Raw genomic sequence first — 25847 nt, 5'->3', positions numbered from 1 at the left:
CCGTCAGTTTGCCTTGCGGCCACCGCGCTCGGTCCGGGCCGGGCCGGCACCGGCGGCGACCAGCCTCCGCGCCTGCTCCAGGCAGCGCAGCGCCAGGGCGCGCGTCCCCTGGCGCAGCTCCTGGTCGGCCTTCACTGCCGCCATGTTGTTCTCCATGTCCTCGGCCGACCAGCCGCGGCTGTGGCCGACGAAGGGGAATTGCGGGAAGGTGAAACCCAGCTCGCCGAAGAACATCATCATCTCGCCCGCGACCGACTGCACATTGTCCTGGCCGCCGGTGATGATGAAGCCCGCGACCTTGTTGCGGATCAGCACATGGTCATGGGTCGTGATCTGGTTCTGGATGCAGTTCATGCGCTCGATCATCTTGAAATAGAGCGAGCTGGCATTGCCCCAGCGGATCGGCGTCGCGATCAGCACCACGTCCGCCCAATGGACCAGCGCCTCATAGACGGTTGTGAGCTCGTCCTTGTCGTCCATCTGCGTGATCGAGCAGGGCCAGGTACAGGCGTTCGCACTCTTCGAGTAATAGCCCTCGCAGGCGCGGAACTTGAGATTGTTGAGCGTGATGAATTGCGTCTCGGCGCCTTCGGCCGCGGCCGCTTCGAGCGCCACCCGCAACAGATCCTCCGAGGTCGAGTAGCGCGGCGCCCCCCGATCCATGACCGTCGTCGAGATGCCGACGACCCGCAGCGGCCCGTCCGCGCGCTTGGGATCGCGCGCCAGCGGATGGGGCGAATGAGAGGCGGGACGCGGGTGGGTCGCCGAGGCGAGGTCGATGAAGAGATCGCCGCCTTCCTCCTTCAGCAGATATCGCGGCACCACGTCGGTGCTGCCGGGCTCGCCCTCGCCGGTCTCGCGCTGATAGGTCCAGCCATGCCAGGGACAGACCACATAGCCGTCGCGGAGCGTGCCCTGCCCCAACGGCCCGCCCGCATGGAGGCAGCGCCCCGAGATCGCGCCGAAGCGGCCCTGGTCCCAAGAGAGCGCGATCGGCACGCCCTCGACCGTGACCGCCTGCAGCGGCTTCTGTTTCAACGCCGCAACCGGACCCAGCCGGTGCCATTCGGGATTCGCCATCGCCGCTTCCCTTCAGAAAAATCGTCGGGATCGAATCAGAGCAGATAGTTGATCAGCCAGCCGGAGCCGACCAGCAGCCAGAAGGTCGAGGAGCTGACGAGGCCCGCGGCACCGGTGGCGGCGCCCACCCCGGCATACCAGTACTGCTTCCGGCAGAGAGCGGCGATCGCGAACAGGATCGCCAGCGGCCCGAACAGGATCGGCAGCTTGATCAGCGCCACGACGCCGTAGATGACGGCGAGGAGCCCCAGGACGGGCGGCTTGCGAAACAGGGTCGGCGGCAGCGCGAAGACCGCCGAGGGGGACGGGCTCTCTTCCGGCGGCGCCCAATAGGACGGTTCCGGGGGCAGCGCCTCCTGCGGGGCCAGGGACGAGCCCGCCGGCGTCAGCCGCACCACCGAGGCCTTCGGCGCGGCGCTGACGTCGATGATGTCTCGGGGCTGTTCTTCGGGCTCGGCCATCGCGTCTCCGACATAGAGCTTCGGGTGGAAACGGGGCGGAAATGAGACGGGGCGGATCCTGGATCGATCCGCCCCGCTGTCGGCAGCGTCTATTTGGGAGCCATGACCATGATCATCTGCCGGCCTTCGAGGCGCGGCATCTGCTCGACCTTGGCCAGGGCATCGAGCTCGGCGCGGACCCGGTCCAGCACCTTCATGCCCAGCTCCTGATGCACCATCTCGCGGCCCCGGAAGCGCATGGTCACCTTGACCTTGTCGCCTTCCTCGAGGAAGCGATGCACCGAGCGCATCTTCACTTGATAATCATGCTCGTCGATGCCGGGGCGCAGCTTGATCTCTTTGACCTCGATGACCTTCTGCTTCTTGCGCGCCTCGTTCTCCTTCTTCTGCACCTCGTATTTGAACTTGCCAAAATCGAGAATCTTGCAGACCGGAGGACTGGCATTGGGCGAGATCTCGACCAGATCGAGCCCGGCTTCTTCCGCCATGATGAGGGCTTCGCGCACGGACACGACACCCACCATCGATCCATCCTCTTTCACCAGTCGCACCTGCGGCACGTTGATCTGGTGGTTGATCCGCGGGCCGTCACGGGACGGCGCGGATTCCTGCGGTGGTCTAGCGATGCTGACTTCTCCTAAACGATGTTGATCCGAATATGGGGTGTTCCGGCCGGCATTGCAGCCCGACGCTAGAAGGCACCCGTGGCAGGCATGGGCCCCGACTTCCCTGCGGGCGACCTTGCTTCCGTCTTCAGTCTATTGAGCGCCTCATCCAGCGCAAGGACTTCCTGCTCATTGCCGCCCAGGCGGCGCAGCGCCACTTCGCGCTTCTCCGCCTCGCGCTTACCGACCACGGCCAGGACCGGAACCTTGGCCAGGCTGTGTTCGCGCACCTTGTAATTGATCTTTTCGTTTCGCAGGTCGGTCTCGACCCGCAGGCCCGCCGCGCGCAGGCTGGCCGCGACCTCCTCGCCATAGGCTCGGCTGTCGTCCGTGATGGTCGCGACCACTACCTGTAGCGGTGCCAGCCAGAAAGGCAGCTTGCCGGCGAAGTTCTCGATCAGGATGCCGAGGAAGCGCTCCATCGAGCCGAAGATGGCCCGGTGCAGCATCACGGGGCGGTGCTTCTGCCCGTCTTCGGCGATGTAGTTCGCATCGAGCCGCTCGGGCATCACGAAATCGACCTGCAGGGTCCCGCATTGCCAGGACCGGCCGATCGTGTCCTTGAGATGGAACTCGAGCTTGGGGCCATAGAAGGCCCCCTCGCCCGGCGCCATCGTGTAGGGCAGCTGCGCCCGCTCGACCGCGAATTTGAGCGCGGCCTCGGCCTTGTCCCAGATCGCGTCCGTACCGGCCCGCTTCTCCGGCCGGTCGGCAAAGCGCACGGCGACATCGGTGAAGCCGAAATCGCCATAGACCTGCAGCAGCAGGCGGCAGAAATCGACGCTCTCCGCCGTGATCTGGTCTTCGGTGCAGAAGATATGCGCGTCGTCCTGCGTGAAGTTGCGCACGCGCATGATGCCGTGGAGCGCCCCGCCCGGCTCGAAGCGATGGCAGGAGCCGAACTCCGCCAGCCGCAGCGGCAGGTCGCGATAGCTCTTGAGCCCCTGGTTGAAGACCTGCACATGGCAGGGGCAGTTCATGGGCTTCAGCGCGAAGATGCGCTGCGTCGGATCGGCGACGAATTCCTTGAGACCCGCCTCGTTCTCCGAGAGATACATGTTCTCGCGGAACTTCTCCCAATGGCCCGAGGCCTCCCACAGCTTGCGGTCGACCAGCTGGGGCGTCTTGATCTCGACATAGCCGGAATCGTCGAGGCGGCCGCGCAGGTAATTCTCGACCGTCCGGTAGAGCGTCCAGCCCTTCGGATGCCAGAACACCATGCCGGCGGCCTCTTCCTGCTGATGGAAGAGATTCATCTCCTTGCCGAGGCGGCGATGGTCGCGCTTCTCGGCCTCCTCCAGCATCGTCAGATATTGCTGGAGCTGCTTCTCGTCGGCCCAGGCCGTGCCATAGACGCGCTGGAGCTGCTGGTTGTTGGCATCGCCGCGCCAATAGGCGCCCGACACCTTCATCAGCTTGAAGGCCTTGCCCAGCTTGCCGGTCGAGGGCAGATGGGGGCCCGTGCACATATCCAGCCAGTTGCCCTGGCGGTAGATCGAGATCTCCTCGTCCTTGGGGATCTCCAGCACCCACTCGGCCTTGTATTTTTCGCCGTGGTCCTTGAACCAGCGCACCGCCTCGTCGCGGCTCCAGATCTCGCGCGTGATGGTCTCGTCGCGATCGACGATCTCGCGCATGCGCTGCTCGATCTTGGCGAAATCCTCCGTCGTGAAGGGCGCGTCGCGGACGAAGTCGTAATAGAATCCGTTCTCGATCGAGGGACCGAAGGTGATCTGGGTCCCCGGATAGAGTTCCTGCACGGCCTCGGCCAGCACATGCGCGGCGTCGTGGCGCAGCAGATCGAGCGCGTCGGGATGCTTGCGGGTGACGATCTCGATGCGCGCGTTGCGATCGACGACGGTCGCCAGATCCTTGACCTCGCCGTTCAGCTTCAGGGCCAGCGCGTCGCGCGCCAGGCCCTTGCCGATCGAGGCGGCAATCTCGGCACCGGAAACCGGCTGGTCATAGGACCGCTGGCTGCCGTCGGGTAGCGTGATGTTAATCATGGAGCCGTTCGAGCTTCTTCGGCCCGTCGAAGGCCGAAATAGGGTGGGAATCCAGGCGGAACTGGACCGGATTCAGGTTGAGAAAGGGTAATTAACGCCCAAACCGCCGGAATTAAGAGGGGATCGAGGCCTCTGTCAAGGCGGGCGCCGGTCGCCAGCTGGGCCGTTCCATCAACTCGCGATAGACGGCCAGGGTCCCGGCACACATCGTAGTTCGGGCATAGCGGGCCCGGGCGCGCTGGGCGGCTTCGGCCGCCAGCCGGGCCCGGAGATCGGGGTCGAGATCGAGCGCCCGGCCGATGGCCGAGGCCAGCGCCGCCGGATCCTCGGGCGGGACCAGCCAGGCCATCTCGTTGCCGGCCACCTGTTCGCGGGCGCTGCCGCGGTCGGTCGAAACCACCGGGCGGCCCATGGCCTGGGCCTCCGCCAGCACCAGGCTGAAGGCCTCGGGCACGGGGGCGGCGTTCAGCACCACGTCGGCCAGCATATAGGCCGCCGCCATGTCCCGGCATTCCGGCACGATATGGAACCGGCCGTTCAGGCCGGCGGCCCCGGCCTTGGCCTCGAGCTCGGCGCTGTAACCGGCGTGATCGCCTTCGGCGCCCACCACCAGGCAGTGGAAGGCGCGGTCCTTGATGCGGGCGAGCGCATCGATCAGCAACGCATGGCCGTTATGCGGCATCAGCCGGCCGGGCAGCATGATCACCGGCAGATCGTCCGGCAGGCCCCAGAGGCGCGCGAGGCGGATCATGCGCGGCGCCGTAACCCGGGCCGGGTCGAAGGTATCGGTGTCGATGCCGCGGCGCACGAGGCGCAAGCGACGGTCGTCGACCTTGTGCTGCTCATAGGCGAGCCGCGCGACGAAATCGGAGACCGCGATCACGCGATCGCCGCGCGCCAGCGCGGACGCATAAAACCGATCGAAGGCGCCGACGGTCGGGCCGCCGAGATCGAAGGTGGTGACGAGAGGACGGCTGGTGCGACGCGCCGCAAGATAAGCGGGCCAAGCCGCATGCAGGCCGCGCGCATGGACGATGTCGACGGATTCGCTGCGGATCAGCCGCACCAGTTTCGACGCGGACGCCATCATGCCGAGCGGATTGCGCCGGTCGAGCGCGATGCGGATATGGCGCGCGCCCGAGCGCGGCAATTCGGCCACGAGGGCGCCGCCGCTCGACGCGATCAGCGCCGTGCCGCCGTCGTCCTTCACCGCCCCCGCGATGTCCAGCGCGATCCGGTCGCCGGCTTGCGCCAGCGTCGGCTGCACCTGCAAGACCACCGGCTCATTCATCGCCGGCCTCTTCGTTGCCATGTTAATGTCGGGGGCCTCGACCGATCCCGATGCGTCCATTACACCCACGCCATGTCAGACACGTCACGCGAATCCCCCCGCTCTGAGAGTCTAGCACGCGAAGACGGGACGACAACCGCCTACCACCGATTTGCGAGCGAAGACGGTCGAAATTTGCCAGGTGTGGTTTTTTTGGGCGGGTTCGCTTCCGACATGACCGGAACCAAGGCCGTTTTCCTCGAATCGCATTGCAGAAAACGGGGGCAAGCCTTCATCCGGTTCGATTATTTCGGACATGGCGCGTCTTCCGGCCGTTTCTCCGAGGGGACCATCGGCCGCTGGCGCGAGGACGCGCTGACCGTCATCGATCGTCTGACCGAGGGCCCGCAGATTCTGGTGGGCTCCAGCATGGGCGGCTGGATCATGCTGCTCGCGGCCCTGTCGCGACCGGCCCGCATCGCCGGGCTGGTGGGAATCGCCGCCGCCCCCGACTTCACCGAGGAACTGATGTGGAATCGCATGACCGCTTCCATCCGGGAGCAGGTGATGCGAACCGGCGAATGGCATGAGCCCTCGCGCTACGGACCCGATCTGCCGATTACACGCAAATTGATCGAGGACGGTCGCCATCATTTGTTATTGGGACGACCCATTCCGGTGGAATGTCCGGTCCGGCTGTTGCAGGGCATGGAGGATCCGGACGTGCCCTGGCGCTGGGCGGTGCGTATTGCCGAACGGCTCACGAGCGCGGATGTCGCGGTGACGCTGATCAAGGATGGCGATCACCGTCTGTCGCGCCCGCAGGACCTGGCGCGGCTGGCGACCGTCATCGATGAAATGTCGGCGAGAGCGTCTCCTCCGCCAGCAGCGCCTTGAGGCCTTCGCGATAGCTGGGATAGGCCAGCGTCACCCCGAGCTCGCGCTTGATGCGCTCGTTGCGGACCCGCTTGTTGTCCTCATAGAAGCTGCGCGCCATCGGTGACAGCGCGGCCTCGTCGAAAGGCACGAGCGGAGGCGGCTCGACGCCGAGGAGCCCGCAGGCAAATTCGATCACCTCGGCGGGTGCCGCCGGATCGTCGTCGCAGAGATTGTAGGCGGCGCCCGGATGGGGCCGCGCGATCGAGGCTTCGAGCACGCTCGCGATATCGGCGACATGGATGCGGCTGAAGACCTGGCCCGGCTTCATGACGCGCTTGGCATTGCCCGACCGCACCGTGTCGAGCGCGCTGCGCCCGGGTCCGTAGATTCCGGCGAGGCGAAAGAGATGGACCGGAATCCCCTGGCGCTCGCCGAGAGCCAGCCAGCCGCGCTCGGCCTCGAGCCGCCGCCGGCCGCGGTCGCCCGAGGGCGTCAGGGCACTGGTCTCGTCGACCCAGCCGCCCTGGCGGTCGCCATAGACCCCGGTGGTCGAGAGATAGCCGAGCCAGGCGAGCCCCGGCCCGAGAGCGGCGATATCGCTCCCATGAACGTCGAGCGCCGGATCGCCGCTGGGCTCGCTGCGGCCATCGGGCGGCACGCTGATGAGGATATGCGTGGTGCCGGCCAGGGCGCTTGCCGGGTCGGCGAGCGGGTGATCGCGGTCGAAATGATGGATATCGAAGCCGCGCGCTTCGAGGGCCTGGCGCTTCTCCGGATCGCGGACGGTTCCGGCGATGCGCCAGCCCTGCTCCGAGAGCCGTTCCGCCAAGGCCAGCGCGCTGAAGCCCAGGCCGAAGGCGAAGAGACGCGGCGCTTTGTCACGATCGCCGGCCGAACCCGATCTCGTCATGCTTGCCAAGGAACCGCCCAGGAGGGAGGCTTGCCTCCCCGCGAGCGGCCCGACCCCAGGGCCGGCCGGCGACAACCAGGAAACATGCCTTGCCCCTGAAGGTAGTTGTGAGCATCGGACGATACAAGGCGAGGACGCGCGGCGGCCTCTGGCCCGCGGCGGCGCTGGTGCTGCTGCTGAGCGCGGCGGCCTCCGGCGTCTGCGCCCAGGAACAGAGCTTCCCGGAACAGAATCCCGACCAGGCCAAGCAATATGCGGACTGCATGGCGCTGACGGCGGCGCATCCGCAGCAGGCCTATGACGCGGCCGCCGCCTGGATCGGAAAGAAGGGCGGGCCGCCGGCCGAGCATTGCCAGGCGGTGGCGCTGGTGGGACTGGGGCGCTACGCCGAAGCCGCGCAAGCGATGCAGACGGTGGCGGGCGAGCTGGCGAAGATCGAATCGTCGAAGAACCTGGCGGCCCATCTCTACGACCAGGCCGGCCAGATCTGGATCCTGCAGGGCGATCCGGCCCAGGCCATCGCCGCTTCGAACTCGGCGCTCGAGATCCTGCCCAACGATGTCGACCTGGTGATCGACCGCGCGGTGGCGCTGGGGGCGGCCGAGCGCTGGTGGGATGCGCTCGACGATCTCAACCACGCCAACGAGCTGGCGCCCAAGCGCGCCGACATCCTCGTGCTGCGCGCCAGCGCCTATCGCTATGTCGACAGCAAGGATCTGGCGATGGCCGACGTGAACCAGGCGCTCACGCTCGATCCCAAGAATGCCGAGGGTCATCTCGAGCGCGGCATCCTCCTGGCCAACAACGGCGACAAGAACGGCGCGCGCGCCGACTGGTTGGCGGCCATCCAGGCCGCGCCCAACACCCCCACCGCCGAAACCGCGCAGGCGCGGCTGGAGCAGTTGGATGTGAAGGTGCAGTGAGCAGGCGCAACGCGCCTGCTCACTGCACCCCCGCGAAAGCGGGGGCCCATGTCGATCCAGCGGTGTCGGTTGAGAGTTGGGTCCCCGCTGTCGCGGGGATGACCATTTGTGTGAACGCGACACTACTTTGATTTTTCTCCCTAACGAGAGGCCGCGACGCTCACCCTCACCGTCACCCCCGCGAAAGCGGGGGCCCATGTCGATCCAGCGGTGTCGGTTGAGAGTTGGGTCCCCGCTGTCGCGGGGATGACCATTTGTGTGAACGCGACGCTACTTTGATTTTTCTCCCTAAGGAGCGGCCGCGACGCTCACCCTCACTGCACCCCCGCAAAAGCGGGGGTCCATGTCGATCCAGCGGTGTCGGTTGAGAGTTGGGTCCCCGCTGTCGCGGGGATGACCATTTGTGTGAACGCGACGCTACTTTGATTTTTCTCCCTAAGGAGAGGCCGCGACGCTCACCCTCACCGTCACCCCCGCGAAAGCGGGGGCCCATGTCGATCCAGCGGTGTCGGTTGAGAGTTGGGTCCCCGCTGTCGCGGGGATGACCGTTGAGATTGGGATCTAAAAATCGAGATCCGCGTAATGCTTCGGCGGCGGGGCGCCCGGGAGGCGGTCGCCGAGGAGCGGGCGCAGGCTGGGGCGCGACTTGACGCGCTGATACCAGTCGCGCGCGCCGGCGTGATCGTCCCAGGGCACGTCGCCCAGATAGTCGATGCAAGAGAGCTGGGCCGCGGCCGAGATGTCGGCCATCGAGAAATTGTCGCCCGCGAGCCAGTTGCGCCGGTCGGCGAGCCAGGCGATGTAGTCAAGATGGGTCTTGAGATTGAGGATGCCGGCGCGGATGGCGCTCGAATCGGGGGTGCCCTTCCCCATGATGCGCCGGCCGATCTTCTCATCCAGCAGGTTGGTCGTGACCTCGCGCTGGAACTTGCGGTCGAACCAGGCCGCGAGACGCCGGACCTCGGCCCGCGCGCGCGGCTCGCTGCCATAGAGCGAGGGCGTCGATCCGGTTTCTTCCAGATATTCGACGATGGCGCCGACATCGGCGATCGGCTTGCCGTCGGTCTCGACCAGCACCGGCAGATCGCCGGCCGGGCTCATGGCCAGGAACTCCTCGCGCCGCTCCCAGGGGCGTTCTTCGCGCAGATCGAAGGCGAGGCCCTTCTCCTTCAGCAGGATGCGGACCTTGCGGGATGCGGGGTCGAGCGGGAAATGGATGAGCAGGAGCATGGGTCGATTCTTTCGCCGCAGCATAACGAAGCCGGCGCCGGGGCCAAAGCCCGTTGACAGGCCGGGGCCGCTTCTATGCCATGGCGCGGCATGAGCGACGCGGCCCTCCTTGCCGATTATCTTGCTGGCGCCGCCAAGGGCGATCGACACGCGCTGGAGCGGCTTTATCGCGCGACCGCCCCGCAACTATTCGGCCTCGCCGTCGGTATCCTCAGACGCCGGGATCTCGCGGAGGAGGCCTTGCAGGAAACCTTCATGGCGGTGTGGCGGCATGCGGCCCGGTTCGATCCCCAGCGCGGCACGGCGCTGGGCTGGATGGCGCGCATCCTGCGCAATGAATGTTTCGACCTCCTTGCGAAGCGCGGGCGCGAGACGCCGCTCGATCCGGAATTCGCCGAGAGCCTGCCCGACCTGACCGACGGTCCCGAAGCCTTGACCCAGAGCGGCGAGGAGGCCGCGCGGCTCAAGCATTGCCTCGATCAGCTGGAGGCGCAGCCGCGCGCCAGCCTGCTGCTCGCCTATTATCAGGGCCTGACCTTCGAGCAGGTCGCGGCGCGGCTGGGCGCCCCCCTCGGCACGGTCAAGAGCTGGATCCGCCGCAGCCTGGTGCGGCTCAAGGGATGTCTCGAGCCATGACCGAGCCGGATCCCGATCGGCTGGACGGTCTCGCCGCCGAGTATGTGCTGGGCACCTTGCGCGGCCCCGCGCGGGCGCGCTTCGAGCGGCTGATCGAGAGCGACCCCGCGCTGGCGCAGCGCGTCGACGCCTGGGCGAAACGTCTCGATCCGCTGGCAGAGGCCGCGCCCGCGATCGAGCCGCCAGCCCGGAGCTGGACGGCCATCGAGCAGCGGATCGGTGCCGCCGCCGCGAAGCCTGTGCGGCGCAGCCTGTTCGAGCTCCTGTTCGGCAGGCCGACCGCCGCCGTCCCGAGCCTCGCGACCGCGGGCCTCTGGTACTGCGTGAGCTTCTGGCGGCGTGTCGGCATCGCCGGGACCGCGATCGCGGCTCTGCTCTTCGTCTATCTCTTCGTGGCGCCGCCGTCCGCGCCGACCCACATGGCGTTGCTCGCCGATGCGGAGCACAAGCCGGTGCTGATGGTCAGCCTCGATCTGCATCACGACCGGCTGACGCTCGATGCGGCGCGGCTGCCGGCGGCCGAAGCCGGCAAATCGCTCGAGCTCTGGATCCTGCCGCCGAGCGGCAATCCGCGCTCGCTGGGCCTGCTCGCGAACGGCCGGCTCTCGCTGCCGCTCGACGCTAAATCAGCCGCCGATCTGGCGCAGGGCGCGCTTGCCGTCAGCCTCGAGCCCGCGGGCGGCTCGCCCACGGGATTGCCGACCGGCCCCGTGCTCTATTCCGGCCCCGTGCTTCCTGCCGGTTGAGACGTTGCCAGCCTCTTGATCGCCCAGCAGAGTTCGGCTTCTCGCAGTTTTGTGATCCCGCTCCTGCATCCGCCGACCCCTCTCGCCGGTATTGCCCGTAACAGCGACGACGTTCCCGACACGCTGTTCAACGAGCAACAACCGACAGAGAGAGGATTCCATGACCGAGCCAACCCTCATTCGTCCCGACACGGCCCTCGTTCCCGCGCGGCGCACGCTGCTGGTGCGCGGCACGCAAGCCGTGTTGAGCGCCAGCGCGGTCGCGATTCTCGCCGGCTGCGAGAGCATGGCCATGAGCAAGAATGCGTCCGCAGCGACGGCGTCGGACGATATTCAAGTGCTCAACACCGCGCTGGGTCTCGAATATGAAGGCATCGCCGCCTATCAGGTGGGGGCCGAAAGCGGACTCCTGACCAAGCCGGTCCTGGCGGTCGCGGTGAAGTTCCAGGATCACCACAAGAAGCATGCCGACGTCCTGGCCTCGACCGTGAAGAAGCTCGGCGGCACGCCGGTGACGGCCAAGGCCAAGTATGATTTTCCGACCGGCAATCTGAAGACGCAGGAAGACGTGCTGCGGTTCGCGGCCGGGCTCGAGCAGGGTGCGGCCCAGGCCTATTACGCGCCGTGCCGGTCTTCACCAACAAGGATCTCTCCTCGGCCGCCGCCAGCATCATGGCCGACGAGGCGATGCATTGGGCGGTGCTGCGCAGCGTACTGGGCGAGGATCCGGTCCCAACCGCCTTCGCGATCTCCTGACCGGTAGGGACTGAAGAGCTTCACGCCCCCTCCCCTCGCGGGAGGGGGTAGGGGGAGGGGCGACGCTGCAGTGAAGTTGGCGCCCGTGGCCCCCTTCCCGACCTTCTCCCGCAAGGGGAAAGGGGTTCAAGTTCAACACGGCTTTCTCATGATCGCATCCCGAATCCATCGACGATCGGAGCTGTGGCTCGCGATCGCCTGCACACTCGCCGTCCTGATCGCCGCCATTCTCACGCAGAGCCATGCCGGCGAACTCCCCGCTGGCGATCCGACCCGCGGCGAGACGATCTATCACAAATGCCAGGGCTGCCATTCGATCGACCGCAACCGCGTCGGCCCGAAACATATGGGCCTGTTCGGCCGCCAGGCCGGCAGCCTGCCCGATTTCGACTATTCCGAAGCGATGAAGAACTCGGGAATCGTCTGGAACGAACAGACGCTCGATACCTTCCTCGCCGATCCGCGCGGCATGGTGCCCGGCACCAAGATGACCTATGCCGGAATCAAGAACGCTCAGGATCGCGCGGATCTCATCGCGTATTTGAAGGAGGCGACGAAGGAATGAGACGCAGAGAGTTCGAGCTTTCTTTCCTCCCCTTCAAGAAGTGAGGGGAGGATTGCGGGCGGAGGGGAAAGATTTAGCGAAGCCGAACTTCGCTCTTACGCCCGCATCGCCGCGGCCTGGTCCACCAGCGGATGCGGCAGCAGGGCCACCATCTCCTTCGGCACCACCTGCCAGAAGCCGTCGCGCTCGAGATGCCAGTCGTTCAGCAGGCTCATGGCGAAGCGCGATTGGGTTTCGCGGACATGCTCCTCGACCAGCCCCTTGAGATGGGCTTCCCAGTAGCTCGAGCCCAGCCGCTGGAACAGCACGCTGTCGGCGTTTATCCGACTCGGCAGATGCGCCTCCGGGTCGTAGACGAAGGCCATGCCGCCGGTCATGCCCGCCGCGAAATTGTCGCCGACGGGCCCGAGGATCACCGCCGTGCCGCCGGTCATATATTCGCAGCCGTTGGAGCCGCAGCCCTCGACGACGGTTTCGGCCCCCGAATTGCGCACGGCGAAGCGCTCGCCCGCCGTGCCGGCCGCGAACAGCTTGCCGGCCGTGGCGCCGTAGAGGACCGTGTTGCCGATGATCGCGTTCTCGTTCGTCACCAGCGGGCTCGAGGGCAGCGGCCGCACAACGATGGTGGCGCCCGACAGGCCTTTGCCGACATAGTCGTTGGCGTCGCCCAGCACCTCGAGCTTGAGGCCCTGGACCGCGAAGGCGCCGAGCGACTGGCCGGCCGAGCCGCGTAGCCGCACCGTGACATGGCCGGGCTTCAGGCCCGCCATGCCGAAGCGGCGCGTGACCAGCGAGGAGAAGCGGGTGCCGATCGCGCGCTGCGTGTTGCGGACGTTGTATTGCAGCTGCATCTTCTCGCCGTCATCGAACAGGGCGCGCGCATCGGCGATCATCTGCTTGTCGAGCGTGTCCGGCACCTCGTTGCGGCCTTCGAGCGTGCAGTAACGCGGATAGTCGCCGGGGTCGGCGCGCGCCAGCAGCGGGTTGAAGTCGAGATCGTCGAGCGCCGCCGAGCCGCGGCTCACCTGGCGCAGCAAATCGGTGCGGCCGATCACCTCGTCGAGCTTGCGGAATCCCAGCGAGGACAGGATCTCGCGCACCTCCTCGGCGATGAAGCTGAAGAGATTGACAACCTTCTCCGCCGTGCCGGTGAATTTGGCCCTGAGCGCCGGGTCTTGCGTGCAGACGCCGACCGGGCAAGTGTTGGAATGGCATTGCCGCACCATGATGCAGCCCATCGCCACCAGCGAGGCCGTGCCGATGCCGAACTCCTCCGCCCCCAGCATGGCCGCGATCACCACGTCGCGGCCGGTCTTGATGCCGCCGTCGGTCCGGAGCTTCACGCGATGGCGCAGACGGTTGAGCGTCAGCACCTGGTGCGTCTCGGAGAGGCCCATCTCCCAGGGCACGCCTGCGAACTTGATCGAGGACAAGGGCGAGGCGCCGGTGCCGCCGACATGGCCCGAGATCAGGATCACGTCGGCCTTGGCCTTGGCGACGCCGGCCGCGATGGTGCCGATGCCGGAGCGCGCCACCAGCTTCACGCCGACCTTGGCGTCGGGGTTGATCTGCTTCAGGTCATAGATGAGCTGCGCCAGATCCTCGATCGAATATATGTCGTGATGGGGCGGCGGCGAGATCAGCGAGACGCCCGCCGTGGCGTGGCGCAGCTTCGCGATCTCGACTGTGACCTTGAAGGCCGGGAGCTGGCCGCCCTCGCCGGGCTTGGCGCCCTGCGCGACCTTGATCTCGATCTCGCGGCAATTGTTGAGATACTCGGCCGTGACGCCAAAGCGCCCCGAGGCGATCTGCTTGATGGCCGAGTTGAAATTGTCGCCGTTGGGCCGCGGCCGGAAGCGCTCCGGATCCTCGCCGCCCTCGCCCGAATCCGATTTGGCGCCGATGCGGTTCATGGCGACGTTGAGCGTGCCATGGGCCTCGGGCGAGAGCGCGCCCAGGGACATGCCCGGCGTCACGAAGCGCTTGCGGATCTCGGTGATGGATTCGACCTCGTCGATCGAGATCCCCGTCCTTCCCTCGCGGAAACCCAGGAGATCGCGCAGGGCGACCGGCGGCAACCGTTCCACGCCTTCCGAATAGCGCTTGTAGGTCTGGTAGGATTCGGACGCGACTGCGCTCTGCAGCGTGTGGATCAGCCCCGCCTCCCAGGCATGGGCGTCGCCCGAGCGGCGGTAGCGATAGAAGCCGCCCACGGGGAGCGCCGTCACATCCTCGCGCCAGGCGCGCTCGTGCAGCTCCATCAGCTTCTGCTGGATGCCGGGCAGCCCGATGCCCGAAAGCCGCGAGGGCATGTCGGGGAAGAACTCGGCCACCAGCGTGCGCGACAGGCCCAAGGCCTCGAAATTGCCGCCGCCGCGATAGGAGCTGATGACGGCGATGCCCATCTTCGACATCACCTTGAGCAGGCCCTGATCGACCGCCTCCTTGAAGCGGGCGAGGCCCTCTTCGAGGCTCCGGCCGGCGAAGAGGCCGCGGCGATGGCGGTCGGCGATCGAGGCCTCGGCCAGATAGGCGTTGATCGTGGTGGCGCCGACCCCGATCAGCACCGCGAAATGATGCACGTCGATGCACTGGCCCGAGCGCACATTGAGCGAGGTGAAGGTGCGGAGCTGCTGGCGGTGGAGATGGGTATGGACGGCACCCGTCGCCAGGATCATCGGGATCGCGACCCGGCCCGGCCCCGCCTTCTCGTCCGACAGGATCACATGCACGGCGCCGCCGCGCACGCCGTCCTCGGCCTGGCGGCGGATGAGCGCCAGCGCATCGCGCAGAGCATGCTCGTTGTTCTCGCCCGGTGCGCCGACCGGGAAGGTGCAGTCCACCTCGACCGCGCTCGATCCCATATAGGCGCGCATCGCCTCGAACTCGGCCGTCAGCAGGACCGGCGATTCGAGCTGCAGCAGGCGGCACTGGCTCTCGTCCTGGTCCAGGATGTTGCCGAGATTGCCGAGCCGGGTTTTGAGGGTCATCACCCGGCTTTCGCGCAAAGAGTCGATCGGCGGGTTGGTGACCTGGCTGAAATTCTGCCGGAAATAATGATGCAGGCCGCGATAGCGCTCGGAGAGCACGGCCAAGGGCGTGTCGTCGCCCATCGAGCCCACCGGCTCCTTGGCGTCCTCCACCATCGGGTGGAGCACCAGCTCCAGATCCTCGATCGAGAGGCCGGCCGAGAGCTGGCGGCGGCGCAGCTCTTCCTTCTCGAAATGCGCCGGGTTGCCGGGCTTGGCCTTCAGGAGATCGTCGATGACGGAGATGTTTTCGACCCACTCCGAGAAGGAGGCGCCGCTCACCAGCTTGTCGATGATCTCGTCATGGCCGTAGAACTTGCCGGCCTTGAGGTCGATCGCGATCATCTGGCCCGGCCCCAGCCGGCCCTTGCGCACGATCTTGGATTCGTCGAGCCGCACCATGCCGGTTTCGGAGCCCGCCACCAGCATCCCGTCCTCGGTCAGCGCATAGCGCAGCGGCCGCAGGCCGTTGCGGTCCATCGCCGCCACCACCCAGTTGCCGCCCACGCCGCAGAGCGCGGCCGGCCCGTCCCAGGGCTCCATGACCGAGTTGCAGTAGCTGTAAAAGTCGCGGTGCGATTCCGGCATCGTCACGCGGCCGGCCCAGCTATCGGGGATGAGCAGGCATTTCACCATCGGCAAGGTGCGGCCCACGCCCACCATCGCCTCGAACACATTATCGAGGCAGGCCGAGTCCGAGCCGCCCGGCTGGATGATCGGCTTGATCTCCGGCATATGGTCGCCGTAGGCGGCCGCGGCCATGCGGGTCTCGTGCGCCTTCATCCAGTTGACGTTGCCCTTGAGCGTGTTGATCTCGCCGTTATGCGCGATCACGCGGAAGGGCTGCGCCAGATGCCAGGTCGGGAAGGTGTTGGTCGAATAGCGCTGGTGATAGATCGCGAAATTCGAAACGAAACGCTGGTCGAGCAGGTCGGGATAGAACGCGGTCAGCTGCTCTGCGAGGAACATGCCCTTGTAGATGACCGAGCGGCAGGAGAGCGAGCAGATATAGAGCTCCTTGATGCTCTCCTCGAGCGCCGCCTTCTCGATGCGGCGGCGGATGATGTAGAGATCGTTCTCGAAGGCTTCCTCGTCCTTGCCGTGGTTGTTGCAGACGAGGATCTGCTCGATCTCGGGACGCGTCGCGTTGGCCTTCTCGCCGATGATCTCGATATTCACCGGGACCTGGCGCCAGCCATAGATGGTGTAGCCATAGCCCAGGATCTCGCGCTCGACGATGACGCGGCAGCGCTCCTGGCCGCCGAGATCGGTGCGCGGCAGGAACACCATGCCGACGCCGAGCCGCCCCGGCCCGACGACATTGCCCGAGCCGCGGATATGGTCCTTGAAGAATTCCTGCGGGATCTGGAGATGGATGCCCGCCCCGTCGCCGGTCTTCCCGTCGGCGTCGACCGCACCTCTGTGCCAAACAGACTTGAGAGCGGCAATGCCGGCCTCGACCACCGCCCGGCGCGGCTTGCCGTCGATGGCGGCGATCAGGCCGACGCCGCAGGCATCATGCTCCTCGGCCGGATCGTAGAGACCCTGCTCGGCCAGATGCGCGGCATTGGCGCGCCATCGCTCGATGAAATCTTCGCCGGAGTGGGTCTGGTCGGTCATCGGCAAGTCCTCGGAACAGGGAAGGCCGTCAGGGTCGGAGCTGGGGCGAGAAGGAGTCACGCCACCTTGGCGGGCTTCCAGGTGATCGGCACATGGCGCGGCATGGCCGCGATGCGGTCGATCCAGTTGCGGATCGCGGGATAGGGCTTCATGTCGAAGCCGCCCTCATGGGCGACATGGGTGTAGGCGAAGAGCGCGATGTCGGCGAGGCCGAAGCGGCCGCCCACGAACCAGGGCTGGCGCGCCAGATGCTGCTCCATCACGGCGAGCGCGGCATTGCCCTTGGCCAGCTTCTCCGGCACCTGCTGCTCGCGATCGGGCGTCAGGCCGAAACCCACATGCTTCCAGGCGCGCAAGACCGCGACATAGGGCTCGTGGCTATATTGCTCGAAGAACATCCATTGCAGCGTGCGGGCGCGGTCGAGCCGGGACGCGGGCGCCAGGTCGGTGCCCTCGGCCAGATACCAGGCGATGGCGTTCGATTCCGCGAGGAAGCTGCCATCCTCGAGCTCGAGCGTCGGGATGCGGCCGTTGGGGTTGCGCTTGAGGAAGTCGGGCGTGCGGGTCTCGCCCTTGAGGATGTCGCATTCGATCAGCTCGAACGGAATCCCCAGCGTGCGCAGCACGAGGCGCACCTTGTAGCCATTGCCGGAGTCGAGGAAATCGTAGAGACGCAACATCGCCGTCGCTCCCCTATTCCGCGGCCGTGGCGCTGAGGCCGGTTTCCTTGGCGACCAGATAGCGCTGGATCGCGGCGGCCGCGTCGCGCCCGTCGCGGATCGCCCAGACCACGAGGGAGGCGCCGCGCACCACGTCGCCCGCCGCGAACACGCCATCGAGATTGGTCGCCATGCGCTTCCAGTCGAGCTTGACCGAGCCCCAGCGCGTGACCTCGAGCTCGGGCGCGCCCATCGCCCGCGGCAGGTCTTCCGGATCGAAGCCCAGCGCCTTGATCGCGAGATCGGCCGGGATCTGGAAATGCGAGCCTTCGATCGGGCGCGGCTGCTGGCGGCCGGTGGCGTCGGCGATGCCGAGATGGATGCGCTGGGCGCGCACGCCCGTCACGCGATTCTGCGCGCCGCCGACAAAGGCTTCCGGCTGCGCCAGCCAGACGAACTCCACGCCTTCTTCCTCGGCATGCGCCACCTCGCGCTGCGAGCCCGGCATGTTGGCGCGGTCGCGGCGATAGAGGCATTTGACCGAGAGCGCGCCCTGGCGCACCGCGGTGCGAACGCAATCCATCGCCGTGTCGCCGCCGCCGATCACCACGACATTCTTGCCGCGCGCATCGAGCGTGCCTTCCGCGAAGGCCGGCACATGGTCGCCGAGCGAGGTGCGGTTGCTGGCGGTCAGATAGTCGAGCGCCGGCACGATCTGGCCGAGGCCGACGCCCGGCGCCTGGATGTCGCGCGCCTTGTAGACGCCGCAGGCGATCAGGATCGCATCATGGCGCCGGCGCAACTCCTCGAGCGAGGCGTCGCGGCCGACCTCGAAATTGAGCTTGAAGGTGACGCCCTCCGCGACCAGCAGGGCCGCGCGGCGCTGCACCACGTCCTTCTCGAGCTTGAAATTGGGAATGCCATAGATCAGCAGGCCGCCCGCCCGGTCGTAGCGGTCATAGATCGTCACCTGATAGCCCTGGCGGCGCAGCTCCTCGGCGGCGGCGAGGCCGGCCGGCCCCGCGCCGACGATGCCGACCGTCTGGCGGCGCTGCCGGCGCGCCCTGACCGGCTTGACCCAGCCCTTCTCCCAGGCGGTGTCGGTGATGAATTTCTCGATGGCGCCGATGGTGACGGTGCCGTGGCCCGCCTGCTCGATGACGCAATTGCCTTCGCAGAGCCGGTCCTGCGGGCAGATGCGCCCGCAGATCTCGGGGAAATTGTTGGTCGAGGAGGAAATCTCGTAGGCCTCCTCCAGCCGCCCCTCGGCCGCGAGCTTCAGCCAGTCGGGAATATTGTTATGGACCGGGCAATGCACCTGGCAGAAGGGCACGCCGCATTGCGAGCAGCGGCTGGCCTGGTCGGCCGCCTTGTCGGGGGTGAAGTCGGCATAGATCTCGTCGAAATCCTCGCGCCGCGCCTCGGCCCCACGCTTTTCCGGCATGGACCGCCCCAGGGTCACGAAACGCAGCATCTTGGCCGTCATGGCTTCCCTCTCGGCACCCTCCTGCCGCGCGCGGCCGGCCCGGGACAGGGCTCGCAGCGATAGGGCATGGGAAGCGACCTATAAGGTATGAAACCGCGGAAGGCGAGGGCTTTTTCGCTATTAGGACAGCAAAATTGACTATTTTAGGGCATCCGAGATGTGCATTGAGCAAAATTCGGAACCCAACATCGCCCAAACCTCATATTTAAGACCGAAATGAGACTAATATCCAATCGGGGCGTCGCTTGGGTTCGGAACCCATTGATGCTAAGCCCTGATTCGCTGCCGCCGGGGCCGCTGCCCCGAGTCGCTGCATCTCTGGCGCCCGGGTTCTCCCACCGGAAGACCCGAAGCCGCCGCGCTCGATCTGGGGAGTCGATCCGACCGTGAGCCTGCTGCAACTCGTCGTCCTGGCGATCGTCCAGGGCATCACCGAATTCCTGCCCGTCAGCTCCTCCGGCCACCTGATCCTGGTCCCGCATTTCTTCAACTGGCCCGACCAAGGGCTGGCGATCGACGTCTCGGCCCATGTAGGCACGCTGGCCGCGGTGCTGATCTATTTCTGGCGCGACGTGGGACGGATGCTCGCGGGCGTGGCCAAGCTGGCGACGGGGCGGTTCGACGCCGGCGCCAGGCTCGCCTTCTATCTGATCGTCGCCACGATCCCGGCGCTGATCGTCGGGTTCCTGGCCGAGCATTATGGCCAGGACATGCTGCGCCGGGTCGATGTCATCGCCTTCGCCATGATCGGCTTCGCCGCCGTGCTCTTCATCGCCGATCGCGCCGGCGCCACGGTGCGCCGGGTCGAGGATATGACGATCGGTCAGGCGCTCATCATCGGCCTTGCCCAATGCATCGCCTTCATTCCCGGCACCAGCCGCTCGGGCATCACCATGGTGGCCTCGCGCTTCATGGGCTATGAGCGCACCGAAGGCGCCCGCTTCTCGTTCCTGCTCTCGATCCCCGCGATCGCGGCGGCGGGCCTGTGGGAAGGGCTGAAGCTGGTCCGCGAAGGCGCCGATGCGCCCTGGGCCGCCGCCGGAATCACGGCAGGCCTCTCGGCCGTCACCGGCATCCTCGCCATTGCCTTCATGATGACCTGGCTGAAGAACGCCGGCTTCATGCCGTTCGTGATCTACCGCCTGCTGCTCGGCGGCGCGCTGATCGCGTATCTGTATATTTTCTAGATCAGCTCAACTGTCATCCCCGCTTTCGCGGGGATGACTGTGGGAATGGCGCTCACGCCAGCCGCATATGCCGTCCGCCCGGGCGGTAGCGCGCGAGGTAGGTCGGCAGGATCAATTCGAGCGCGGTGGCGCCGACACCCAATTCCTTCAGACCCGGCATGCCGGCGGTCACGACATTGTCGCGCTTGAGCAGACGCACCTGATCGAGCGTCAGCGGCGGCATCGGCAGCAGCTGGAGCAGCGCGCCCTGCAGGCTGGCGATCGCGAAGGGGATCGGCACCAGCAGCCGCCGCCGTTCGATCTCCTGCAGCATGAGCACCATCAGCTCGCGGAAAGTCCGGATCTCGGGGCCGCCCAACTCATAGGTCTTGCCCGCGGCGTCCTGGCGCTCGACCGCGGCGGCGACCGCATCGGCCACGTCGCCGACATAGACCGGCTGGAACCGCGTATGGCCGCCGCCGATCAGCGGCAGGACCGGCGTGAGGCGTGCCATCCGAGCGAAGCGGTTGAAGAACTGATCCTCGGGCCCGAACACGATCGAAGGCCGCAGCACCGTGGCTTGCGGGAAGGCGGACTTCACGGCCGCTTCGCCGGCGGCCTTGGTGCGCGCATAGGCCGCAGGCGAGGCGGGATCGGCGCCGATGGCCGAAACCTGCACGAATTGCGCGGCCCCGGCCTTGCGCGCCGCGGCCGCGGCCCGGCCGGCGCCTTCGACATGCACCGCATCGAAACGCTGAGGGCCGCCCTGATAGAGCAGGCCCACCAGGTTCACGACCGCGTCGGCCCCGGCGACCGCCGCCTCGACCGAGCCCTGATGGCGAAGATTGGCGGCGATGGGCGTGATCTGACCCACATCGCCCAGGGGCTTGAGAAACAGAGCCTCGTCGGGCCGGCGCACCGCCGCCCGCACCATCCAGCCCCGCTTCGCCAGGCGCTGCACCACATAGCGCCCGATGAAACCCGAGCCGCCGAAAACCGTCGCCAATTTGCGCGCCATCGCTCTCTCAACCCTCGTTCCGAAGCCCTCGGGGAACCCGGCTCTTGTGCCGGGCGCGCGACAGGACCATGTTGGCGCCCGTCGACAAGCCCTGCCGTCCGAACCGGCACTATAATGAAGCCGAATTGGGCCTCGCAGCAGGAATTCGCGGTTGACTTTGCGGGGTCCGTGATGAAAATCCCCGCCTTCAAAGCTGCCTATAGATGCCCAGGTGGCGGAATTGGTAGACGCGCAGGTTTCAGGTACCTGTGGCCGAAAGGTCGTGAAAGTTCGAGTCTTTTCCTGGGCACCATTCGCCGGCTCATGATCCGAGCCCGGCCCCCCGGCCTTCTCCTGTTAGGGCCGCTTTACGCGCTAGGTTGACACCTCCATGCCCCAGCCGACCATCGAGCTCCATCACGGCGACCTGCCGGCGGGGCTCAAGCTTGGGCCGGTCGTCGCGATCGACTCCGAGACCATGGGTCTGGTTCCCGCCCGCGACCGCCTCTGCCTGGTGCAGCTGTCGGCCGGCGACGGCGTCTGCCATCTGGTGCAATTCCCCGCCAAGCCTGCCGGCGAGCCCCAGACGGCGCCGAATCTGGCGCGGATGCTGACCGATCCGGCCGTCCTCAAGCTGTTCCATTTTGCGCGGTTCGATATCGCGATCCTGCGCCGTTCGCTGGGCGTGGTGACCTCGCCCCTCTATTGCACCAAGATCGCCTCGAAGCTGGTCCGCACCTTCACCGACCGGCATGGGCTCAAGGATCTGTGCAAGGATCTGCTGAACATCGAGCTGTCGAAACAGCAGCAATCCTCGGATTGGGGCGCGCCGACGCTGACCCAGGAGCAATTGCGCTATGCCGCCAGCGACGTGCTCTATCTGCACCAGCTCAAGGCCAAGCTGGACGAGATGCTCGCGCGCGAGGGCCGCACCGCCATCGCCGAAGCCTGCTTCAAGTTCCTTCCCACCCGGGCCGATCTGGATCTGGCCGGCTGGGGCGAAGTGGATATTTTCGAGCATTGAGCGGGCCCGGGCCGGGCCGGCGGGACGCGCCACGCCCCCCGGTGGCCCCTCGACGCATAGGGTTGCTGGCCAAAGGCTGCTAGGATTCGAGCCGGGATTTTGGCGATTCGCCGGATTTCCGGGGTTTGGCCGTGAGAGGCGGGGGTCAGCCGAGGGACCCAAGACGCAAATCTGACGTGAACTCCGCCGAAGAGACACCGGCGACAGCGAGGCGAGGCAGGATCGACATGACGCGGCAGGCCCACCAGGAAGCGACCTCACGGCCGGATGCAGCCAAGAAGCGGGTGCATGACGACCTGACGGTCGCGCGGCGGGTCCTGGCCCAGGAGGTCGTCGGCCTCGAGGCCCTGGCCGAGGCGCTCGGGCCCAGCTTCGTCGCCGCGCTCGACCGCATCGAGGCCGTGCCCGGCCGCGTGGTCGTGACCGGCATCGGCAAGAGCGGCCATATCGGCCGCAAGATCGCGGCCACCATGGCCTCGACCGGAACGCCCGCCTTGTTCGTCCATGCCGGCGAGGCCAGCCATGGCGATCTCGGCATGATCACGCGCGAGGACGCGGTGCTGGCGCTGTCCAACTCCGGCGACACGCCCGAACTTTCCGACATCATCGCCTATACGCGGCGTTTCGCGATTCCGCTGATCGCGCTCACCAGCCGCGCCGACAGCGCGCTGGCGCGCCAGGCCGACGTCACGCTGCTGCTGCCGCGCGCCGAGGAGGCCTGCCCGATGGGGCTGGCGCCCACCACCTCGACCACCCTCATGATCGCCATGGGCGACGCGGTCGCGGTGGCACTGCTCGAGCGCAAGGGCTTCACCGCCACCGGCTTTCGCGATCTTCATCCCGGCGGCCAGCTCGGCAAGCGCCTGCTGTCGGTCGCCGACCTGATGCATGCGAGCAGCGAGCTTCCGCTGGTCCTGCAGGGCACGCGCATGGCCGACGTGCTGCTGGAGATGACGGCCAAGCATTTCGGCTGTGTCGGCGTAACCGACAAGAAGGGCCGCCTGATCGGGATCATCACCGACGGCGATCTGCGCCGGCATATGAGCCGCGACCTGCTCGAGGCGTCGGCCGAGAGCGTCATGACCGCCCATCCGCGCACCATCCGCCCCACCGTGCTGGCGGCCGAGGCGGTGCGGATCATGAATGGCGACGACGACGAGCGCCCGATCACGGTCTTGTTCGTCGTGGAAGACGAATTGCCGATCGGTATTCTCCATATTCACGACTGCCTGCGCGCCGGCGTGGTCTGACGGCGCGCCATCGATGACCCCGATCGAGAAGGCGGAGGGCTGAATGGCCGAGGAAGCGATGGCGAGGTTGAACGCGCCCGCGCGGTCGCTGCCACGCGGCCGTCGTCATGTGCGCGATTACAGCCGCTTCGTCACCGCGATGAAGTTCGTGCTGCCGATCCTGGCGGCGGGTCTGATCGCGCTGCTCGCGGTCTGGTCGCAGATCCGGATCGAGGATGGCCGCTTCCGCATCGGCATGGCCTCGATCGCGCCCACCCAGATCGACCGGCTGAGCATGGTCAATCCGCGCTTCCAGGGCATCGACGACCAGAACCGCCCCTATACCGTCACGGCCGCCGAAGCCAGCCAGGTCAAGGGCAATGACGATCTGATCGATCTGCTCCGCCCGCAGGCCGACATGACCATGGCCAACGGCAGCTGGATGGCGGTGTCCGCCGACAGCGGGCGCTTCCAGCGCTCGACCAAGCATCTCGACCTCGCTGGCAAGGTCAGCTTGTTCCAGGACAAGGGCTACGAGCTCCATGTGGAATCGATCTCGGTCGATTTCGACCTGGGCAAGGCGGTGAGCGACACAGGCGTCACCGGCCAGGGTCCGGCGGGCGAAATCTCCGGCGAAGGCTTGCGGGTCACGGACAAGGGCGCCGTCATCGAGCTCACCGGCAAATCGCGCGTGCTGCTCTATCAGGGCATCCAGCAGGAGAAGCTGCCTTGATCCGCGTTCCGGTCGGCCACGATCCGCGGATGGGTGCGGCGCTGCCGGCCTCGCGCCGCCGCTTCCTGCTCGCGAACCTGGGCGGATTCCTGGCCTTCGGCGCCCTCTTCGTCGCGGCCCGGCCGGCCTGGAGCGAAACGGCCGCCAGCGTCGACACGCCCGGCGCGGGGCTGGATCTGACGAATTCCTCCGCCCCGATCGAGATCGAGGCCGATGACGGTATCGAGTGGCGGCGCGACGACAAGGTCTATATCGCGCGCGGCAAGGCCCGCGCCAAGCGCGGCGATCTCGAGGTCAATGCCGACGTGCTCAGCGCCTATTATCGCGAGTCCGCGAAGGGCAGCAGCGACATCTATCGCGTCACGGCCGAAGGCAACGTGCTGCTGATGTCGAGCAGCGACAAGATCTGGGGCGATCGCGCCGTCTACGATCTCGACCAGGGCTCCCTGGTCGTGACCGGCAAGAACCTCCATGCTCAGACCAAGAAGCAGACCCTGACGGCCACCGACAGCCTCGAATATTGGCAGAAGCAGCTGGCCATGGTGGCGCGCGGCAATGCCGAGGTGGTCGAAGGCGACCGCCGCGTGAAAGCCGACCTTCTGACCGGCTATATGCGCAAGGGCGCCGATGGCAAGACCGAGCTCTATCAGGTCGAGGCCAAGGGCCATGTGCGGATCTGGCGGGGCGAGGATTACGCCCAGGGCGCCACGGCCGTCTACAACCTCGATTCCGATATCGCCACGCTCGACGGTTCGGTTAAGATCACGCGCGGCCAGAACCAGCTCGAGGGCGACCGCGCCGAATTCGACATGAAAACCGGGGTCAGCCGGATTCTCGGACAACCCGGCACCGGATCACGGGTCCATACCTTGATTTTCCCGGGTCAGGGAACGACGCCGACGACACCCTGACGTCGGTTTCGTGAGCAAGTCCTTCGTGCGGGCATCGTCCGCCGGAGGTTCAGGCCGATTTGCGAACGAGACGATGAACGAGACCAGCTTCACCGATCACAGTCGCGCTGCTCGCTTGAACGGGGGTGAATCCCCGGCTGACGGACTGATCGCGATGCATCTCGGCAAGCAGTTCAAGAAGCGTCCCGTCCTGCGCGACGTCTCGATCTCGGTCCAGCGCGGCGAGGCGGTCGGGCTGCTCGGCCCCAACGGCGCCGGCAAGACCACCTGCTTCTACATCATCACCGGGCTGATCGCGGCCGATACCGGCCGCGTCATGCTCGACGGCCATGACGTGACACAATTGCCGATGTATCGCCGCGCGCGCCTCGGCATCGGCTATCTGCCGCAGGAAGCGTCGATCTTCCGCGGCCTCACGGTCGAGCAGAACATCCGGGTGGTGCTCGAGGTGGCCGAGCCCTCGCGCGTGGCGCGCGAGGCGAAGCTCGAGGAGCTCTTGTCCGAATTCTCGATCGAGCATCTGCGCTCGGCGCCCGCGATCGCGCTCTCGGGCGGAGAGCGGCGGCGCTGCGAGATCGCGCGGGCCCTCGCCTCGGACCCGAACTACATCCTGCTGGACGAGCCGCTCGCCGGCATCGACCCGATCGCCGTGGCGGACATCCGCAACCTGGTGTCGCACCTCAAGGACCGCGGGATCGGCGTCCTGATCACGGACCATAACGTTCGTGAAACCTTGGACATCGTCGACCGCGCCTACATCCTTCATGAAGGTTCGGTCTTGCGGGAAGGCTCGCCTTCGGAAATCGTTAGCGATCCCGACGTCCGGCGCGTTTACCTGGGCGAAAGGTTTAGTCTTTAACCATTAG

At 66.7% G+C, this 25847-nt stretch carries 23 protein-coding genes and 1 tRNA gene; 13 read left to right on the top strand and 11 right to left on the bottom strand.

The window, feature by feature from the left end; translation table 11 throughout:
• Positions 1 to 3: 3 nt before the first annotated feature.
• The 5 genes from FRZ44_RS01070 to FRZ44_RS01050 form a co-directional block, all read right to left on the bottom strand.
• On the bottom strand, positions 4 to 1080 hold the full coding sequence (locus FRZ44_RS01070; RefSeq protein WP_151175434.1) for a Rieske 2Fe-2S domain-containing protein: 1077 nt from the start codon (positions 1078 to 1080) through the stop codon (positions 4 to 6).
• A 35-nt stretch (positions 1081 to 1115) separates the two neighbouring features.
• Positions 1116 to 1541, bottom strand: coding sequence for a hypothetical protein (locus tag FRZ44_RS01065; protein ID WP_151175433.1), 426 nt, complete (start codon positions 1539 to 1541; stop codon positions 1116 to 1118).
• 89 nt (positions 1542 to 1630) lie between these two features.
• Positions 1631 to 2167, bottom strand: coding sequence for a translation initiation factor IF-3 (infC, locus tag FRZ44_RS01060; protein WP_151175432.1), 537 nt, complete (start codon positions 2165 to 2167; stop codon positions 1631 to 1633).
• Between the two features lie 65 nt (positions 2168 to 2232).
• Entirely contained in the window at positions 2233 to 4212 is a 1980-nt protein-coding gene (gene thrS / locus FRZ44_RS01055) for a threonine--tRNA ligase (RefSeq protein ID WP_151175431.1), read from the bottom strand.
• Positions 4213 to 4324: 112 nt separating this feature from the next.
• Positions 4325 to 5503, bottom strand: a complete 1179-nt coding sequence (locus tag FRZ44_RS01050) for a glycosyltransferase (protein WP_191908340.1) — start codon at positions 5501 to 5503, stop codon at positions 4325 to 4327.
• A 72-nt stretch (positions 5504 to 5575) separates the two neighbouring features.
• On the opposite strand from FRZ44_RS01050, the gene FRZ44_RS01045 reads away from it, so the two are divergent.
• Entirely contained in the window at positions 5576 to 6379 is an 804-nt protein-coding gene (locus FRZ44_RS01045; RefSeq protein ID WP_151175429.1) for an alpha/beta hydrolase, read from the top strand.
• Here FRZ44_RS01045 and FRZ44_RS01040 read toward each other — a convergent pair.
• Positions 6330 to 7271 (bottom strand): SDR family oxidoreductase, encoded by a 942-nt coding sequence (locus FRZ44_RS01040; RefSeq protein WP_151175428.1) that lies wholly within the window; start codon positions 7269 to 7271, stop codon positions 6330 to 6332. The genes FRZ44_RS01045 and FRZ44_RS01040 overlap by 50 nt on opposite strands.
• 107 nt (positions 7272 to 7378) lie before the next feature.
• Here FRZ44_RS01040 and FRZ44_RS01035 point away from each other — a divergent pair, with 107 nt between their 5' ends.
• Complete coding sequence (locus tag FRZ44_RS01035) at positions 7379 to 8194, top strand: tetratricopeptide repeat protein (RefSeq protein ID WP_151175427.1); 816 nt, start codon at positions 7379 to 7381, stop codon at positions 8192 to 8194.
• A gap of 561 nt (positions 8195 to 8755) precedes the next feature.
• Here the strand turns inward: FRZ44_RS01035 and FRZ44_RS01030 are convergent.
• The gene (locus tag FRZ44_RS01030) at positions 8756 to 9424 is read right to left on the bottom strand and encodes a glutathione S-transferase family protein (RefSeq protein WP_151175426.1); all 669 of its coding nucleotides are present in this window, start codon (positions 9422 to 9424) and stop codon (positions 8756 to 8758) included.
• Positions 9425 to 9514: 90 nt separating this feature from the next.
• Between FRZ44_RS01030 and FRZ44_RS01025 the strand changes: the two genes are divergently transcribed.
• The 4 genes from FRZ44_RS01025 to FRZ44_RS01010 all read left to right on the top strand — a co-directional run bounded on the left by FRZ44_RS01025 (position 9515) and on the right by FRZ44_RS01010 (position 12127).
• Positions 9515 to 10060 (top strand): sigma-70 family RNA polymerase sigma factor, encoded by a 546-nt coding sequence (locus tag FRZ44_RS01025; protein WP_191908339.1) that lies wholly within the window; start codon positions 9515 to 9517, stop codon positions 10058 to 10060.
• Entirely contained in the window at positions 10057 to 10806 is a 750-nt protein-coding gene (locus tag FRZ44_RS01020) for an anti-sigma factor (protein WP_191908338.1), read from the top strand. Before FRZ44_RS01025 ends, FRZ44_RS01020 begins: the two co-directional genes overlap by 4 nt.
• A 160-nt stretch (positions 10807 to 10966) precedes the next feature.
• Positions 10967 to 11569 (top strand): ferritin-like domain-containing protein, encoded by a 603-nt coding sequence (locus tag FRZ44_RS01015; RefSeq protein ID WP_263641906.1) that lies wholly within the window; start codon positions 10967 to 10969, stop codon positions 11567 to 11569.
• Between the two features lie 141 nt (positions 11570 to 11710).
• On the top strand, positions 11711 to 12127 hold the full coding sequence (locus FRZ44_RS01010; RefSeq protein WP_151175423.1) for a c-type cytochrome: 417 nt from the start codon (positions 11711 to 11713) through the stop codon (positions 12125 to 12127).
• 95 nt (positions 12128 to 12222) lie between these two features.
• Here FRZ44_RS01010 and gltB read toward each other — a convergent pair whose 3' ends face one another.
• Genes gltB through FRZ44_RS00995 form a run of 3 tightly spaced genes read right to left on the bottom strand, consistent with a single transcriptional unit; the run spans position 12223 to position 18921 of the window.
• A complete protein-coding gene (gltB, locus tag FRZ44_RS01005) occupies positions 12223 to 16776 on the bottom strand; it encodes a glutamate synthase large subunit (protein WP_151175422.1) in 4554 nt (1517 codons plus the stop codon).
• Between the two features lie 56 nt (positions 16777 to 16832).
• Entirely contained in the window at positions 16833 to 17456 is a 624-nt protein-coding gene (locus tag FRZ44_RS01000) for a glutathione S-transferase family protein (RefSeq protein ID WP_151175421.1), read from the bottom strand.
• Between the two features lie 13 nt (positions 17457 to 17469).
• Positions 17470 to 18921: an NAD(P)-dependent oxidoreductase gene (locus FRZ44_RS00995; RefSeq protein ID WP_151175420.1), complete on the bottom strand. Its 1452-nt coding sequence runs from the start codon at positions 18919 to 18921 to the stop codon at positions 17470 to 17472.
• 386 nt (positions 18922 to 19307) lie between these two features.
• Here FRZ44_RS00995 and FRZ44_RS00990 point away from each other — a divergent pair, with 386 nt between their 5' ends.
• Complete coding sequence (locus FRZ44_RS00990) at positions 19308 to 20108, top strand: undecaprenyl-diphosphate phosphatase (RefSeq protein WP_151175419.1); 801 nt, start codon at positions 19308 to 19310, stop codon at positions 20106 to 20108.
• A gap of 52 nt (positions 20109 to 20160) precedes the next feature.
• On the opposite strand, the gene FRZ44_RS00985 is transcribed toward FRZ44_RS00990, so the two are convergent.
• Complete coding sequence (locus FRZ44_RS00985; RefSeq protein ID WP_151175418.1) at positions 20161 to 21105, bottom strand: complex I NDUFA9 subunit family protein; 945 nt, start codon at positions 21103 to 21105, stop codon at positions 20161 to 20163.
• Positions 21106 to 21310: 205 nt separating this feature from the next.
• On the opposite strand from FRZ44_RS00985, the gene FRZ44_RS00980 reads away from it, so the two are divergent.
• The 6 genes from FRZ44_RS00980 to lptB all read left to right on the top strand — a co-directional run bounded on the left by FRZ44_RS00980 (position 21311) and on the right by lptB (position 25840).
• Positions 21311 to 21397: transfer RNA gene (locus FRZ44_RS00980), tRNA-Leu, on the top strand.
• 78 nt (positions 21398 to 21475) lie between these two features.
• Positions 21476 to 22108 carry a ribonuclease D gene (locus tag FRZ44_RS00975; protein ID WP_151175417.1) on the top strand — a complete coding sequence of 211 codons (633 nt, stop codon included), beginning with the start codon at positions 21476 to 21478 and terminating at the stop codon, positions 22106 to 22108.
• 227 nt (positions 22109 to 22335) lie between these two features.
• The gene (locus FRZ44_RS00970) at positions 22336 to 23358 is read left to right on the top strand and encodes a KpsF/GutQ family sugar-phosphate isomerase (RefSeq protein ID WP_151175416.1); all 1023 of its coding nucleotides are present in this window, start codon (positions 22336 to 22338) and stop codon (positions 23356 to 23358) included.
• Between the two features lie 43 nt (positions 23359 to 23401).
• Complete coding sequence (gene lptC, locus FRZ44_RS00965) at positions 23402 to 24070, top strand: LPS export ABC transporter periplasmic protein LptC (RefSeq protein WP_151175415.1); 669 nt, start codon at positions 23402 to 23404, stop codon at positions 24068 to 24070.
• Positions 24067 to 24981, top strand: coding sequence for an LptA/OstA family protein (locus tag FRZ44_RS00960; RefSeq protein WP_151175414.1), 915 nt, complete (start codon positions 24067 to 24069; stop codon positions 24979 to 24981). Before lptC ends, FRZ44_RS00960 begins: the two co-directional genes overlap by 4 nt.
• 73 nt (positions 24982 to 25054) lie before the next feature.
• On the top strand, positions 25055 to 25840 hold the full coding sequence (gene lptB / locus FRZ44_RS00955; protein WP_151175413.1) for an LPS export ABC transporter ATP-binding protein: 786 nt from the start codon (positions 25055 to 25057) through the stop codon (positions 25838 to 25840).
• Positions 25841 to 25847: the final 7 nt, after the last annotated feature.

The organism is Hypericibacter terrae (assembly GCF_008728855.1).
GTDB lineage: Bacteria > Pseudomonadota > Alphaproteobacteria > Dongiales > Dongiaceae > Hypericibacter > Hypericibacter terrae.
This window is presented reverse-complemented; position numbering and strand designations above follow the sequence as displayed.